Source organism: Actinomadura madurae (genome assembly GCF_900115095.1).
GTDB lineage: Bacteria > Actinomycetota > Actinomycetes > Streptosporangiales > Streptosporangiaceae > Spirillospora > Spirillospora madurae.
Window position 1 is genome coordinate 308,920 of the sequence record NZ_FOVH01000004.1, and the last position, 16,204, is coordinate 325,123.

The following is a 16,204-nucleotide window of genomic DNA, read 5'->3' on the forward strand; positions in this document are numbered from 1 at the left end:
CCCGCCCCAGAAATGCAAATCTCACCATTACCACCTCCCTCGTCGCAAGCCTCCAGCATGCATCTCACCTTCGCCAACGACACAACCGAGGGTGAGCGACGCCACCATCGGACAAAGCATCCTGCTCAACGCCACCCCTGTGGCTGCAAAGCAGGCGATCTCGAAACTTGGAGAGCCTGCGTACATGAGAGCACCGCTCAGGGCAGCCGAAGATAAGAGCCATCCTCGAATCAACTGCATCGGCGGTGGGCTATCGCGGACGGTCACCAAGTTTTTCTGCGGCACATCGCCGCCGGGGGCACGCGTCACGTTCTAGGTGGCCGTCTTCGTGTCACCGCCGTGCTTTGTTACTCGTGGTCGTAGTCGCATTTTTCCAGCGCTGCGCGTAAAAGCGACATCGCTTGCCTTGCTAGACCAAACATAGGCTTCGCCAGGACCGAGATTGGCCATTCTCGCGGGCGTCAGATCAGCAAGTGATGCATTAGCCTTTTGCAAGTGTTTCAACCAGGCAGGCGACGTGAACTTGTGCAGGATGATGTGATTGGACAGCTCGATCAAGGAGATCGGCACCGATGGCGGATCCTGGCTGGCGACCAACACGCTCATCCCCTTGTGCCGCATCTCCCGGACACTCTCGACCAGGCCGGCCACTAGATCTGGGCTCTCAATGTACTTGTGCGCCTCGTCGAAAACGACAAGCTTGTTGAAGCGTTCACTGTCACCCCCGGCCTCGGCGAACAGCTGCATAAGAACGACGAAAAGGCCGAGGGCCTCGTCCTTCTCGATGTATTCGTCTCGCAAGTCGACGATGATCATGCGGCCCGGCCGCACGAGCGGCTTCACCCGGGCGCCATCGTCGATGTAGTCGGCGGCCAGGTCGAGTCGCTGCTGCGCGAGCTGTTTCAGGTTGTCCGACAGGCTGGATTGCTCGACACCGGCCCGGATGAGGTCCAGGCGCAGGTCCCGGCGGTGCGCCTTCATGATCCGTTGCAGTTGCCGAATGTACGTGGACTGGTTCCCGATCGCGCCCATCAGGAAGCGCCAATGCTCTGCGCGGAGTTCGGCCGAACCGAACTTCAAGGGCAGTACTCGGATGCCGGGGTGCTCTGCGCGACGCTGGTCCAGCTGGTCTCCGGGGACCAGCATTACGACGTCGGTGAGGGCTGCGGGACGGCCGCCGTACGTGTCTCCGAGGATGCGCGTCTGCTCTGGATCGTCATTGGCGGCGAGCATGCTCGTGAACTCGGGTGCGTAGTCAAGCGTCGGGCTGTAGTGGAACACGATCGTGGCGAGCGGGCTCGGAAGCCGGTTCACCGGAGGTGCCGACAGCGACGCCGCCTCGATGATCGACCCGAGCGTGTAGCTCTTGCCGCCGCCTTGGACGCCGAAGAGGCTGATCGTATGCGTCTCGTTGAGGTCCAGCGCGATCCGACGCCCCGCGGCCTCACCGAGCACACCATATTGAGGAGACGGCCCGCTGGTCCCCAGGAAGACGTCCGGGATCTCCCCCTGACCAGCGGGTGCATCCTCCAGGCCGACTGGTACCGGACCGGGAACCGGCTCGATTTCGGCGCTCGGTGGAGGGTCTGCCTCCGCCGCGATGGGTTCGGATCCCGCAACGCCGGGTTCCGGCGACCCCGATTCGGGGACCGCTTCTTCGGCGAGATCAACAGAATCGATGCGGATCGGTTCCTCGGGTGTTGCATGATCGCGGGCGGGGGCGCGGAACGCCGCGTCGGATAGCCGTGGCATCGTCAGGTCGAGGCCGCTCAATGTGGTCTCTGTAGTGGGCAGGACCGGGTCTTTGGGGACGGAATCCAGTAGTTCCTCCGCGAGATTCCGGCCGATCCGGTGGAACTCGACTCCGGCTTCGAACTCCGAACTAGTGCCCCTCCCGGAAAGGTCGAAGATCAGCCCGGTACGGGTGAAGTCCAGCCTGTATCCGGCGTCGAGCCGGTCAAGGAGCCATCGGGCCTCGGCCGCGGCGTCCGGTCGCATCGTGCGGTGCCGGACCGCTCGACCGACGTAGAAGCGCAGCATGGCGCCGAGTTCGGCATTGCGCACCGCGCGATCCGGACGGTCGGGATTCTCGCGGTGCGGGTCGAAGTGCTCCGCCAGCACGGTCTGGCTGCCGTCGAGTTGCTCGATCATTCTGCTCTTGAGCTGCTCGTAGGCCGCGAGCCCGGACAGGGTGCTGTAGCACTTGACCTCGACGAGGCGGCAGGTGATGGTTCGGCGCCGTGCGTCCAGGCTCAGCAGAGCGAGGTCGGTGCGTTTCAGGCTGACCGCCTCGGCGACCTCATCGGCGCGCTTGCGTGATTCCCGGTACAGCCCGAGATGCGCGTCGAGCGGCACGAGGATCTGATCGGCCAGAACACCCTGGTAGTCGAGGAAGAGCCGGGCCAGCGCGAGCCCCAGGACCTCGGTCCGTTCGGTAGGCGTCGCCGAGGCCAGTTTGAAGGCCAGCCGTCCCGAGAGCAGCCGCAGCTGGTCGAAGAACGTCCCGGTGTGCCGTGCGTCCACGCTGAAGCCGTGCTGCGCGCACGCCGGTGCGAGCAGCGCGCGGAGCTCGCCGACCGATCGCGAGCTCACGACCAGGTGGTGGCCCAGGCCCTCGGCGCCCTCCACATCGAAGTCGATGACGTAATCGGGCCGGCGTTCGCTGCCCGGGCTGTCGAAGTACTCCAGGCCCATCGTACGGTCGACGGTGATCACCCAGTCGCTGCTTCGGTGCGCCTGGTGGAGGAGGGCCCCGTCGTGCGCGTCCAGGTTGAGCGTGACGCGTGGCACCATGTCGGTGCCCACTTGACCGGTGGCCACCGCCGCGGCCGCCGAAGAGAGCGTCGCGGGCAGGGCGGACAGCAGGTCGGAGAACTCCTCGGCGCCTGTGATCGGCTGGGCCGGGCCATGCTGCGGCTGCTTGTGCCAGGTGACGGCCTCCTCGTCCTCCACATACATCGTGGAGACGTCCTGAACAAGGCCGTGAACGGGGGCCATCCGGAGATCGCCGCGGGGAGCGGCGTTGAAGCTCTCCCCGCTCAGAGCGTCGAAGAGCATGGTGATGTGGGCAGGATGCTCGCTGGTCGCCGCACGGAACTCGGGCAGCGGCCGGACGGCCACCGCGAGCTTCGGAACGATCCCCGTGGACGTACGGGTGTGGAAGACCTCGGCACCGGCTGCCGATTCCCCCTCGCCCCGCAGGAGTTCGGCGAGCGCCTCTCCATTGCCGGCGGCCTGGGCATCGGGCGCGAAGAGGCGGATGTCATAGCTGACGTCCGCCAGGTCTTTGCGCCGTTGCAGTTCGAGCAGCATCTCCGCGAGATGGTCGGCTCGGCCGGCGTTCACCGCGCTGATCACCAGCGTCCTGACATAGGGATGCAGGCGCAGGTACCGTTCGACCCGGTCGGCGAGCACCCGACCGGAGACGGCCTGCCCTGCGGTCCACCCGCCCGGCAGGCGCAGCGCCGAGGAGAGCATCGACAGGAGCCCTTGGGGATCGACGGCTCCGGTGGGGAGGCACACTCCCCAGTACGGGTTGAGATCGCCGGCGGCGATGGTCAGTGACCCATCCGGCAAGGGAACCGCGAGTGGAAAGCCGAGCGGGGTCAGGTCCTCCAGCGTGCGCCCGGCCGCGGCGATCACCGGGGCCGTGTTCTCCCTAGCGTTTTCCAGCCATCGGTGACCGAGTTCCGACCAGGTCACCAGCCACAGCAACCGGAGCGGATGGGTGGGGCCGACCAGCACGACATCCTGCCGGTCTCCGTCCTGATTCGTGAAGCCGACCTCGACGGTGTCGATCTGGAGCAGGGCGGCGAGTTCCCGGAGCAGTCCGCTCTGCCGGTCTTCGGCGGCACGTTCCGCACGGCGGAGCTGCCAGGAGACCAGCTCGCCATAGGCCTCGGCGTAGCGCTGTATCTCGCTGCGCAAGTCCAGGAGTTCCCGGCCCTCGACCACCAGGCCGTCATCACCCGCCACGGCCGTGAGCACCGCCTGGCGTGCGGTGATGAACGCGTCCACGGCGGCGTCGGTCCCGTCGTGAATCCGCAGGTCTTCAGGGAAGGCGTCACCGGCATGGTCGACCTTGACCGGAATCCGCCAGCGGCGGAGACGGCCGGGCTCGGCGAGGACTCGCCGCTGCACGTCCAAGAGCGTGGGAGCGAGCGGGATATCGGCGGATCCGTGCCCCCCGAACGTGGCGTGCAGAACGTACCGTCCCGCACCCTCGCCGCTCTTCCACGAAACGCTCTTGGCTCGGAGGCCGCGCCATTCGCGGGAGTCTTCGAGCGCTTTGAATTCCAGCCTGCGGAGAGCCTGACTGACACCGACCTCCCGGACGACGCGCTGCCTGGGCGGCGGCTCGTCGAAATCGTCATCGGCGATGACCATGAACCGGTCGCTCTCGTTGCCGGGACCGGAGTCGTCGGCACCGTCCCCCCAGGCGGTCCGCACCGGAAGCGGGACGCCTTCGTCGTCCTGCGGCGTGACCCGAATGAAGTGCCAGCCCTGCTCCAGCTCGGCGGCTCGGAGCTTCTTGAGTGTCGCCTTGTAGGTGTTCTTCGCGGTCTTACCGAGCCGGACGGTCGCGGTCACGCCGGTGGGCCCGGAATCCTCCGAGAGCAGGTGGACGACGAACTTGGCGAGGCCGGCCACCCGCCGCGGGTCGGGTTCCACCTGGAAGGTGATCGCGAGCTGGGTCAGACCGTGTCGTCCACCGTGCAGGAACGGCTGTCCGGTGATGTTCTTCAGGACGTGATGTCCGGTGTGATCGGCCGAGTCGCCGGCCTTGGGCAGTTGCAGCTCACCGATGGTGATGCGCAATGCCTCGGTGATCCGTTCCTCGCGCAGGGGCCAGCGATGAAAAGCGAGGTTCCAGTTCGCCTTGTCGACCACGATCTGTCGCGTCCAGGCGCGTGGGTCTTCGAGCCCCGTCCGCGCCAGGAAGTCGGCCAAACGCGCACGGAACGCGGTATCGGTCAGGCCAAGTTCGATCACCCGCTGACGCTCGGGCCGTTCGGTGTTCCCCAACACCCGGGCCTGCCGGATGTTCATCCCTGTGCGGGTCTTGACCTGCGCGGGGTCGCGGAACAGGTCGAAGTCGGGCACGAGACCCAGTTCGAAGACGGCTGCTCCTGCGGCCAGGGGGTCGTTGTCGTTGAGCTGGATCGTCAGCAGAAAACGGCAGCGGGCGTAGTCCTCCGCATAGGCCCACGCCTGTTCTTCGACGACCTCGAACACCTCCTCGACCAAGTACCGGAGGGTCTCGGGAAGTTCGGCGTGAAGCCGCGCGGCGAGTTCGGCGTAGACGTCACCGAGCGGCACGTCCTCGAAGGTGGCCACGCCGAAGGAGTCCTCGGCGCTGGCGTGCGTCCGCGGCGTGACGAAGACCAGCAGCGGGGGGCGTTGCCGGCCATGCGCGTCCGGGTTGCGCAGCTCCACCAGCTTGGTGCTCGTCACGGCCACATCGGAGGGAACAGCGGAACCCAGCACGTAGACCTGGCCGTCTTCGCCGGTGGCGCCGCGTACGCGCCGGCACAGCCGGGCCGCCAGGGAGGGGCCGACATCGGTGACGCGCATGCAATGGCCTGGGCCGCGTTCAAGCAGGTATCGCGACAGCCGGGGCGCCAGCACCCGTTCCAGAGCCGTCTCCAGATCCTGTTCGCGCAGCTCGTGAAGTCCGGTGCTCATGCTCTCCCCCCCGAACGCTCCGCCGAGCGGAGCTCGTCCGTTGAATGGCGGTGGGCGGGGGCTGGAGGACGGTCTGGCCCGCCGACCGTGTAACGCGGCGTGATCGTCTGTGTCAGATAGGCGTCGGACAGGTCCGAGTAGAAACCGATCTCTCTCAGCCGGGCCGTGAACGCCCCGACGTTGGCGCGGAACGCGGCCTGCTGGTCGATGGTCGACCGGGCGAAGCCGTCACCGGCGGGCAGCCGGTCGATGTACAACCCGTAGCGCTCGCGGAGGATGTCGAGGAATTCGTCCACACGCAACGCGGCGGTGTAGTACTCCCCGTCGTCTCCCTGCTTGAGCAGGGACAGCTGGAGCAGCACTTCCAGGAGTCGGCTGTCCAGGACGAACCGCCGGTCTCCCCCGCGCGGTTGAGCGATCAGTGCCCCGGGCCGTTTCTTCAGCAGCAGGGAGTCCAGGCAGCCGGTGAGGTATTTGCGGTGGAAGCCGACCCGGTAGGCCGTGATGATCTGGATGTAGGCCGTGAAGTCGTCAAGCCCGAGCTGGAGGATCTGCTCGATCTCCCGATCGGTGTCGGCATCGCTCGTGCGCGTCCCTTCGATCACTGCCAGGCGTCCGCCGGCGAACCTGTCGCGCTCCTCCCGGTGCTCTGGCCCGAGCAACCGGAGGAGTTCGCCGACGAGGAAGAACCCGCGGTCCGGCATGCGCAGGGCGCCACGCCGCACCAAGTGCCGCGCCAGGTCGTCGAGCCGCTTCACCGTGAACGTCGCCTCGATGAAATCGGGTATGCGCCCGAACCACACGGCGGCGCTGCGCTCGGCCAGCCGCGCCGCCGATGTGCCCGGGATCCCTGCCACGTCCAGGAAAAACCCTCCGTTGGGCCGGGTCCGATCGCTGTAGGAGGACGACCCCCCGCGCCGCCCGAAATGGCCCGGCTCACCGCCGACGAGCGCGGGCAGCAGCTTGAGGATCCGCAGGTGGTAGAGCGCGAGATGGAAGGCGAAGAGGATCTTGAGATGGTCGACCAGGACCGAGCGTGGGATCAGGTCCCGGTGGAACAGCAGCCGGAGCACGTCGTCCACCAGGACGTCGGATGCCTCCGGGTAGAGGGGAGGATGCGAACGGCGGTCCTTGCCACTGGCGGCGCGGTCGGTGATGTCGCGCTTCACCGCCTCGGAGAGACTGATCAGTGCCTGGGTTTCCACATCGATGTCGGCGTCGGGCCGCGGTATCTCGGTGCGCTGGTCCATGCCGTCGAAGAAGAAGTTCTTCAGATGCTCCAGCGTCCGGGTACCGCGCCGCGGATCCGAGGCGTGGTGGATCATCTCGTAGAGCTGTTCGTCGGCGCCATAGGCACGGGATCGGCGCGCATTCCTGAATCGGTAGGTGAACCCGTGCAACGGCCGCAGCCCGGCGACCGCCTGAGTCGGCTTTCCCCGGTTCACGATGTCCAACAGGTGGGTTTCCAGCCACCTGCGGGTGGTGTCGGTCTCGAAGCCGACGAACGATTCCGGGTGCTCCCGGAATGTCTCCGTGAAGTCCTCGACGTCGAGGTCGGCGGTCCGGGAGAGGATGCTGGATTTCCCGCCCCACCACAGCCGGGGCAGGAAGGCGGTCAGCACCCGGTCCATTTCCAGCTGCTTGTAGTCCAGGTAGCTCACTCCTGGATGGCGGAACTCCTTGTCACCGCGGCTCAGTGTCATCGCTGCCCGCCCTCCTCTCGCTCGCGAGCGGCTCCATGACGAGCCTGCCGCCGGGCTCGCGGCGGACGCGGTGCAGGTCCCGAGACCCGGCGGCGAGGACGATCTCCTGGTAGGGCGCCGCCGAAAGCTCGTTCTTGAAGATGGTGAGCCCCAGATAGTGCCCCTGCTGCTCGGCGATTCCCGGTAGGTAGCCGTCGTGCAGCCTGTCCAGCAGTTCGAAGAGGTCGAGCTGGATGCGCAACCGGGCCGTCTGGCCTCCGACGCCGTGATAGGTGAGCACCAACCCGTCGGGTTCCTGTTCGAGGTAGGGGGACGCGTCGCCGCCGGAGGCGGAGAGCGACAGTGATTCGATCGGGAAGAGCCGGTAGCTCCGGATCGTGCCGCCGGGCACCTGGCGGACCTGGAGCGCGAGCGTGTCACCGAGCCGCCGGGGATCGGGCAGGCCCTCGCCCCGGTTGATGGCATGGATCAGCTCCGGCATGCGTTCGGCGGCCTGCTCAGGGCGGGCCAGTACCGACAGGAGGCGCTCGGCCGACTTGAAGGGGGTCATGGCCCGTGCCCGCTTGTCGTCCAGGCCCTCGAAGTAGAACCGGCGCCGTACTGACGCCTGGTACAGCGCGAGGGCTCCGGACGCGTCACGCGGTGTGGAGCCAGCGCCCGCCACCCTCTCGAAGAGCGCGCGCAGCAGCGACAGGTCGTACTCGCCGCGCTGGTCGATGGTCATCATCGCCTGTCCGGCGCCCGGTCCGATATGGGCGAACCGGCGGTCCAGCGCGGGTGCCGGGGGCACGGCGACGTCGATCTCCTGGAGGAAGGCCAGCAACCGGTCGCGGGTGCCGGGCCGTCCCAGCCAGGCGTTGAAGTAGAACCCGGAGAGGATCTCTTCGACGGCTCCGCCGGTGTTCCTGTCGTACAGCCCGTGGATCTGCGCGCAGTCCTTGCCGGACGTCAGGGTGAACGCCAGCGCCGAACGCAGATCGCGCAGTGTGATGTGCATGCGCCCGCGCAGGTGCGCGAGCGTGTACAACTCCCGGAGCCGCCTGACGACCTTCGGCCCCGCGCTGGGATGGGCCAGCGTCCGCACGTTGTGCGGAACATAGCAGGACCGCACCAGATCGCAGGACTCGCAGGCCTCCCAGAAACGGTCGTGGGTCATCCTGGCCAGCATCCGGTCGAAGATGGGCCCGTCCAACTCGTCGGAACCTGCCACGATGCTGCGGCGGTTCAGGTTGACGACGGCGATCCCGTCGGCCGGTGGACCGTCCTCCGAACCGGCCCGGACGGCGGCCTCAAGGAACGCGAACCGTTCCTTGTGAGAGGTCAGGAAGTCGACGAGCCGGCCTTCGTTGATGGCGATGAGCCGGGTCTCCGGGGCCGCCTCGGCATCCGCGCTCGCGGCCCCCGCCTGCCCGGCAGTGTCCGCGAACGGCGCGAAGAACTCGGCCAGGACGTCGTCATTGGCCTTGTCGCCCTCGTCCTGGCTGCCGTCGTGGTTGGTCCGCAGCCACCGGCCGTTCAGGAGGCGGACGTCGGCGCCGTTCTCGCGCGTCTCGCCGGCCGTGGCACCGCGTTCCATCGCCGCGGTGACAAGGTGCTCGAGGAAGGCGGTCTTGCCGTCTCCCGCGTTCCCAGTGATCACGACCAGGCGGTACTTGCCGGCGAGGACGTCCGGGATCAGCTTCGCGTCCAGCGCGGTCGCCACATAGAGGTCATGGGGGTCCTTGCCCCTGGTGCCGGCGTTGCTGCTGGTGCTCTGGCTGTAGAGGGTCGCCAGGTGGGCGACGAACGGGTTGACGTTGCGCTCCGCGATGACCGGCCGGGGCTCGGGCGGCGGCGTGGACGGCGGGCGGCGGTGCACCTCGCCGCCGATCGCCTCCAGCGCGGCCAGGAACTCACCGGCGTCGCGGTAGCGCGAGCTGCGCAACGGGCCGATCGCCTTGGTCACGGTGTCCACAAGCGTGTCGGACAGTTCCGACAGCCCGCTCATCGACCGCGGGTCCACCGGCGGCTCACCCAGCGTCGGACGGCCCGAGGCGAACGGGTAGCGGCCGGTCAGCACCTGGTAGAGCGTCACGCCGAGCGCGTAGACGTCGCGGTCGACGAGGTCGGCGGCCGTCGGCGGGACGCGGGTGTCGATGTCCGGCGGCAGATATTTCGCCGTGCCACCGGCCCTGGACATGCTCGATTCCGCCGACACTGACACGTTGAAATCGATGATCTTGCAGCCCCGGTCGGTCCACAGCAGGTTCCCGGGCTTGATGTCGCAGTGGTAGATGCCGCTGCCGTGCAGGAACGCGAGGCCGCCGGCGACCTCGACGCCGAGCTTCACCGCGTCGGCGGGGCCGAGCGCATGCTCCTCGACCAGCGCGGAGACGTCCTGCCCCTCGACGTACTCGAACACCAGGTACGGGGTCTCACCGCCGTCGAGGTAGTCGGCGCCCTCGACTTTGATCACGTTGTCGTGCGGCCGCAGACCGAGCAGGATCTGGTACTCGTGCTTGAGCCGCTCCACCAGCGACTCGCGATCACGGTCCACGATCTTCACGACCCGGTCGGCGCCCGCGAGGTTGTCGTACACCTGGTAGGCGGCGCCGAACGAGCCGGGCTTTCCCAGCCTGCGCTGGATCGTGAACTTGCGGGTCAGCTGGTGTCCCTCGGGCAAGTTCCGGTAGTCGGCGTGCGTGGCGGTGCCGCGGCCTGACGTCGCACGGGACGCGCCGGCCAATGCTCGCAGCGCTTCGGCCGCCGAAGGACGCGCACCGGGATTCTGCGCACACATCCGCCTGAGCAACTCGGCGACCTGTCCCGAGACTCCGGCGGCCTCCAAGGGCTCGGTGGGCAGCACGCTCCGCTTCTCGTACTGATCGGACGTGGAGGCGAAAGGCAGCTCCCCGGCCAGCAACTGATAGGCGATGACGCCTGCCGCGTAAACGTCCGACGCCCGGCTCATCGCCCGTGCCCGGGACTGGCATTCGGGCGCCACATACGCGGGATCGAGGACGTCGGCGAGCCGGTCGACCACAGTGTGCGTTCTGGGGTCCTCCGGACGGGCGTAGTCGAATCCGGTGAGCATCCCCTTCCCGCCTGTGGCCACCAGGACGGACGCCGGGGACAGGGCACGATGGATCACACGATGCGCGTGCGCGTGCGCGAGCCCGCGCAGGATGTCAGCGATCACCCGGTACCTGGCGTCCACCGCCAGGGCCAGCCGCGGGTTGCCGAGCCGCAATCGCAACGCGCCGCCGCGAACGTCGTCGAGGACGAGGACGAACTGGCTCTCGTCCTCGGTGGCGAAGAAGTCGCGGCACCCGACCACGCACTCGTGCCTCGGCATCTTCGCCAGCACCTCGTAGGCGTTGGCAATGGCGATGCGCTCGGCCTGGCGGACGCTCTCCGGCTGGAAGGGGTCGGCCTTGTAGACCCTGAGCAGCACCGTCTGCGAGGTGGTGACGGTGGCGTTCCCGGCGCGGTACTCGGTGATCTCGTCGGTGACCCCCAGCCGCTCCCGCACCACCCAGTTCCCGAACCGCTGCGGCCCGGTCGGGACCTGCACGACACCCTTGAGCGACTCGAGGATCGCCCGGCGATGGCGCCGGATGTCGCGCGGGAAGCCGCTGCGCACGCGCGACCTGTCGGCGAGCACGGTGATCAGATCGTCGAGGCGCGCAACGTCGTGGGCGTCGGCGTCCGGACGGTCACTGGCGTCGATCAGCACCGCGTCTTCGGCGGTGAGGACTACCAAGGCGTCAACATAGACGCGGTTCAGGGCCGGGTTCCGGCGTGCGAGCTCACCCTTCAGCGCCCTGGCGTGGTCGCGGAGCTTGGCCACCGGAGAGTGGAAGGAGCCGCGATTGGACGGGTACCACCTGCGCCCTGCCACCTCAACGCGTCCCCTGGTCCCCTTGACGTCGATGACGCAGACCGCATGGGGCATCACCACGACCAGGTCGACCTCGTACATGTCGCCGCGGACCGGGATCTCGATGTTGTGCAGTACCAGCCAGTCGTCGGGCCCGTGGTCTCGCAGGTGCGCGATGGCCGCGCGCTCGGCGTCGTTGACCGGTGGCCCCCCGCCGACGATGTCCGCCATGACCTAACCGGACCGCCTTTCCGCCGCTTCGCCGTCCGCGTCGCAGCCCATCTAACAACGCCGGGCCGCGGTCATCCACCGTATTGGTCAAGAGCGCCGCAGAAGCCTCACACCGGGTCCCGGGAAGACCGATTCCGGCCTCCGCTTTGCCTGCGGTCGTCCCGGTGAGTTCGAGATACTCCGCCCATCGGAGCCGCCGATGAGGGAGAGCCGTGCCTGATTTCGCGTTGCCCGCCGACATTCCTTTGGGCCCGTTCGAGGGCACGTTGATCAACGTCCATGCCGCCAAGGGCAAGAGCGCCCGCGTGCACGCCGACCGATCGTGTTCAGCGTTGCGAACGAAGGACGTCCGCTCGCTGACACTTCCGCTGAACGCCGAGACCATCGGACGCATGTGCAGACAGTGCGCCGTCTGGAGACGCTGGGCGCGCCCGGGCACCGCCTTGGACATTTTCCTGCAAGCGGTCACAGGAATGGGGCTGTCCTACGAACTCGATACCCACTCGGCACCGGACGACGAGGACTGGCCCGAGGAGGAGGTAGCGGCGGCAGCACTGTTGCTATGCGAGGGCGATAGTCCTCCCGGGGAGGACGATGACGAAGACCGGTGGCCGGAGTTCGAGAAGGCTCGCACCGTCCGCCAAGCGGTCTTCCAGCGGTGGACGAATGCCGCCGAGAGCCTCAATCAAGCCCTCGCCGTTGTCGGACGGTACCCGTGGCTGGAGCCCTGGGCGCGAACCAGATTGGCTCGGAAGAGCGAATACGTCGAGGCGTCGCGGGTACTGGCGGCACGGTTCTGCCGTCCGGAGGCGCTCCTGGCGGCGACCGCGGTCTTCCAGGCTCCGGATCCGGACCTTCCGGCCGAGGACCCCGCCTTTACCGTTCTGGGTGACCCGGCGGCCGTGCAGTTCCGCCTACAAAGACTGTGGCGACGCTGGAAGGAGCGCGCCGCAGCGGACTGGCTCACGCCGGATCAACAATCCCTTCTCACCTACGATCTCGAAGAGGGAATCCAGCGCAAATACAAGCAACTCCGGGTGGTACTGGCACGGGGAGCAGAACTGATAACCGAGTGGGCGGCGCGGGCCCAATCCCAAGCCGACAGGCAGCCCGAATATCCGGAGTGGCCAATCCTGGCGCGGGTTCCCGAGGCTGAAACATCCGAATCAGGATTCCGCGGCGATTTCGAAGAAGCGGTGACTCACTGGGATCTGGCGGTGCTCGCCGCGTACACCGTGGAAGCGGACTGGGGGCGGCGCACCATGCTGCTGCGCGTCCCGGCCGTGATCGGCGAACGGTTGCTCGCGGGCGGCTCCACTCTTGTCTGCGAGCCCGGCGATGACGGGCTGCCCGCCCCGCCGAACATCCGGGCGACCGACGAATTGCTTACCCCCGGAGTCCTCGACGACACGCCGGTAGTGGAGCGGCGGCCCATCACGGCGGCGCATCTGCGAGCGCTGCGCGCGGCCGCCGGCCTCGCCACCGATCAACTCGCCATCGTCGCCTCCGTCGAGAACGGCGTCGAGGTTCTGCCCGTGAGCGTCATCGAGGAGCGGTGCGCGGCCGGATGGCGGGGAGTCTTCATCGCGGGCGCATCGGACCTGCCCGCATCGATGATCGCCCCGTGGATGGAGCGAATCACCGCCGACGACGCTGCAGATCCCGAACGGGAGTGGGCTCCCCAGCACCACCTGTCGCCCCGTGATCCCGACTTCGCCCGGCATCTCGGGGCAGCGGCGGGCGAGGCATGGCTTCAGACCATGCTCAGTGCGTCTCATTACAGTCATGGGGAGCGGGAGCGCACCCTGCGCTGCCTCGCACTGGCACGGAATGTCCATGACCTGCGAACCCTGAACGGCTCCGTCGACCCCAGACACCGCACCGTTCCGATGGGGGTGTGGGAGGCTCTCCTCGCGGCGGACGGTCTCGACCTGCGACCGTTTCAGCAAGAGGACGAGACCAAGATGTGGGGTGGCGGAATCGGGGCCCCGCTGGGTGTGCTGGCCGACGTGCAGATCTACACCACCAACGCCGATCCGGCAGTCATGGGCAAGGGACATTCGCCCTACTGCTCTCACGCGCACGGTAGAGACGTCACCGAGAACGACGACCTGCTGACCGCAGCCGACCTGCTCAGGCGCGAGGATTTCGACTGGTGCTCGAAATGCGGCGGGTACGCGGTACGTAGGCTCACAGACATCCAACTCGACTACTATCGCGCCGCTCATCGCCTTCATTCGGTCGCGAAACGGCTGAGACCAGGGTTCTCGCGGCCCGATGCCGAGGAGACGGCGACCATCCTCGCCGAACTGGAAGCGCTGAGAAAATGGCGACCTGGAAAATACTCGGATTGGCATGGTGGACAGGCGTGGCGTTGGCAGGGAATCGCTCGCGACCTCTCCGCACAGGCGCGAAGACTCACCTCAGCAGAGCCGGGGACTTCGGCCAGCGGGAACGTCGTCCGATTCCCCGAACCGGATGAGCAACGATGATTCGGCACAAGCGACTCCGGAGGCGACCATGACGGAGCACGCAGGTCGGCGGGCTCTTAGGATGGCGGGGGATCAGCTCAACGAGGTCTTGGCGGAGGCACCCCCGTGAATCCCGTGCAGATCGGACATGTTCGCGACGCTCTCAAGCAGCGCTTCACGGACTGGATCGATATGTCAGATTTCACGTGGCCCAGCGACGAGGCACGCGAGGATGCGTTCCTGAGCCGGGGGCTCGCCGCGCTCGCCGTCCAGATCCAGCAGCCGTGCGGCGCGAGCGAGGCGGCACGGGCGGTGTTCGACGGGCGCGACGACCACGGGCTTGACGCGATCACCGTCGACACGCAGGGCGACAGCGCCCGGATCACGCTGGTCCAGGCCAAGTGGAGCCGGAAGGGCAAGGCTCGCTTCGGCGAGGACGACGTCCGCAACATGATCGACGGTCTGGAGCGGATTCTCCAGCGCGAGTTCGATTCGTTCAACAGCCGCTTCCAGCGCCATGCCAAGGTGCTGGAGCAGGCACTGGACTCGGCCGGGCCAAAGATCACGCTGGTTCCCGCCCTGCTGCGCGCGGAACCGCTGAACTCCGATGTGCGCACCTTGCTGGAAAAGAAGATCGGCCAGCTCAACTACGCCGGGGAGATGGTCGACTACGAGGTCCTCGACCTCCGGGACTTCGTCCGCGCCGTCCTCGGCGACGCGGCCGCGACGAAGATCAAACTGGTCGCGCGCCTGGAGAACTACGGCCGCGAGGCCGAGCCCTACAACGCGTTCTTCGGCACGATCACCGCGGAGGACATCGCCTCCTGGTACTCCGACCACGGACGTGCCCTGTTCGCCCGGAACATCCGCGATTCCCTGGACCTGACCGACGTCAATGTCAAGATCCGGAACACCCTGCTGGAGACACCGGAGAACTTCTGGTACTTCAGCAACGGCATCACCCTGCTGTGCGACTCGATCAAGAAGTCGGGAAGCGGCCGGCCAGGCGGCGTGGGCGACTTCCACCTGACCGGAGCCAGCGTCGTGAACGGTGCCCAGACGGTGACCGCGATCCACCGGGCCTGCCTCGCGGACATCGAGAAGGCCGGACAGGGACGGGTGCTCGTCCGCCTCATCTCGCTGGAAGACTGCCCGTCCGGATTCGGCGACCAGGTCACCACCAGCACCAATACCCAGAACCCCATCGAAGATCGGGATTTCAAGGCGCTCGACGACATCCAGATCACGCTCCAGCAGGATTTCGCGCACCGGCTGCACCTCGCCTATGCGATCAAACGCAGCGGGCAGCGCATCGACGAGGACAAGGGCTGCTCGATGACCGAGGCCGCGCTGGCCCTCGCCGCGACGCACCCGAACGCCGAGTTCGCCGCCAGGGCCAAGCGCGACACGTCGGCTCTATGGGAGGACCGAACCTACCCGGCGCTGTTCACCCCCGGCCTGGACGCGTACAGCGTCTGGCGCCGAGTCCAAGTGCTGCGTGCGGTGCGCGGTCGGCTCAAGGAGCTCAACGAGGGCCTGATCAGGCGTGCGGCGGCCATGGCCAGTTATGGCGACCTGCTCATCACACACGTGGTCTTCGGCCAGCTCGACACCGCGCGGATCAGCGAGCCGGACACCGACTGGGACGCCCAGCTCACGCGGGCCACCGAGCTCACCGAAGACGCGTTGAACTGGGTCATGAACAGCATCGACGCGGAGTACGGCCCCAAAAGCCAGGTCCTTCCCGCGATGCGCAACACCGAGCGCATCCGGCGGGTCGCTCAGCGGGCGGCCAAGGGCATGGCCTCAGGAAGTCCCGTCCCGGCGCTCGAATCCGACTACCAGGTTTCCGGCTCGCTTCCGCTGCAGCAGGGGCGGCATGTCGACGCGGTGCGCACCCTGGTCGACGCTGGACGTATCGAGGACGGAACTGTTTTGGAGTTCCGCCCGGTCACCAGGCCCGAACGCCGGGATCTGGCGGAGTGGCTGGAAGAGAATCCGAACCGGCTCCGGGCGGTCTGGCGGAACAGCAAGACCAAGCAGTTGCAGTGGCAGGCCGACGGTAAGTCGTATTCGCCGAGCGGCCTGGTCAAGATGATGCGCCGGGAGGCATCCGGAGTCGATCAGCAAGTCCAGGGGACACGGCACTGGCATGTTCCCGGCGAAGGGTCGCTCGCCGACCTCGCCGCGAGAGTCCGTGCCGAAACCGGCCTGGACGTGGGCGACGAGGACGAGGGGGCCGACGAGGCGTGACC

General features: G+C 67.4%; 6 protein-coding genes. 3 read left to right on the forward strand and 3 right to left on the reverse strand.

The genetic code is table 11. The features are described from left to right. Positions 1 to 91: 91 nt before the first annotated feature. A complete protein-coding gene (locus tag BM339_RS48645) occupies positions 92 to 316 on the forward strand; it encodes a hypothetical protein (protein ID WP_143118408.1) in 225 nt (74 codons plus the stop codon). Here BM339_RS48645 and mads8 read toward each other — a convergent pair. Genes mads8 through mads6 form a run of 3 tightly spaced genes read right to left on the reverse strand, consistent with a single transcriptional unit; the run spans position 313 to position 11,478 of the window. Then, positions 313 to 5,685 (reverse strand): methylation-associated defense system ATP-binding protein MAD8, encoded by a 5,373-nt coding sequence (mads8, locus tag BM339_RS14270; RefSeq protein ID WP_075021120.1) that lies wholly within the window; start codon positions 5,683 to 5,685, stop codon positions 313 to 315. The two genes, BM339_RS48645 and mads8, sit on opposite strands and share 4 nt — an antisense overlap. Next, positions 5,682 to 7,388, reverse strand: a complete 1,707-nt coding sequence (gene mads7 / locus BM339_RS14275; protein WP_177287693.1) for a methylation-associated defense system protein MAD7 — start codon at positions 7,386 to 7,388, stop codon at positions 5,682 to 5,684. The genes mads8 and mads7 overlap by 4 nt, the downstream gene beginning before the upstream one ends. Continuing rightward, entirely contained in the window at positions 7,369 to 11,478 is a 4,110-nt protein-coding gene (gene mads6 / locus BM339_RS14280; RefSeq protein ID WP_075021122.1) for a methylation-associated defense system protein kinase MAD6, read from the reverse strand. Before mads6 ends, mads7 begins: the two co-directional genes overlap by 20 nt. A 212-nt stretch (positions 11,479 to 11,690) precedes the next feature. Between mads6 and BM339_RS14285 the strand changes: the two genes are divergently transcribed. Together BM339_RS14285 and BM339_RS14290 are read left to right on the forward strand one after the other, a co-directional pair. Beyond that, positions 11,691 to 13,970, forward strand: coding sequence for a hypothetical protein (locus BM339_RS14285; RefSeq protein ID WP_075021123.1), 2,280 nt, complete (start codon positions 11,691 to 11,693; stop codon positions 13,968 to 13,970). A 105-nt stretch (positions 13,971 to 14,075) separates the two neighbouring features. After that, entirely contained in the window at positions 14,076 to 16,202 is a 2,127-nt protein-coding gene (locus BM339_RS14290; RefSeq protein WP_218163637.1) for an AIPR family protein, read from the forward strand. Positions 16,203 to 16,204 lie beyond the last annotated feature (2 nt).

Bases quoted from the DNA above. Each gene is read 5' to 3' on its own strand.
- mads8 (WP_075021120.1), bottom strand. From the start codon at position 5,685: ATGAGCACCGGACTTCACGAGCTGCGCGAACAGGATCTGGAGACGGCT.
- mads7 (WP_177287693.1), bottom strand. From the start codon at position 7,388: ATGACACTGAGCCGCGGTGACAAGGAGTTCCGCCATCCAGGAGTGAGC.
- mads6 (WP_075021122.1), bottom strand. From the start codon at position 11,478: ATGGCGGACATCGTCGGCGGGGGGCCACCGGTCAACGACGCCGAGCGC.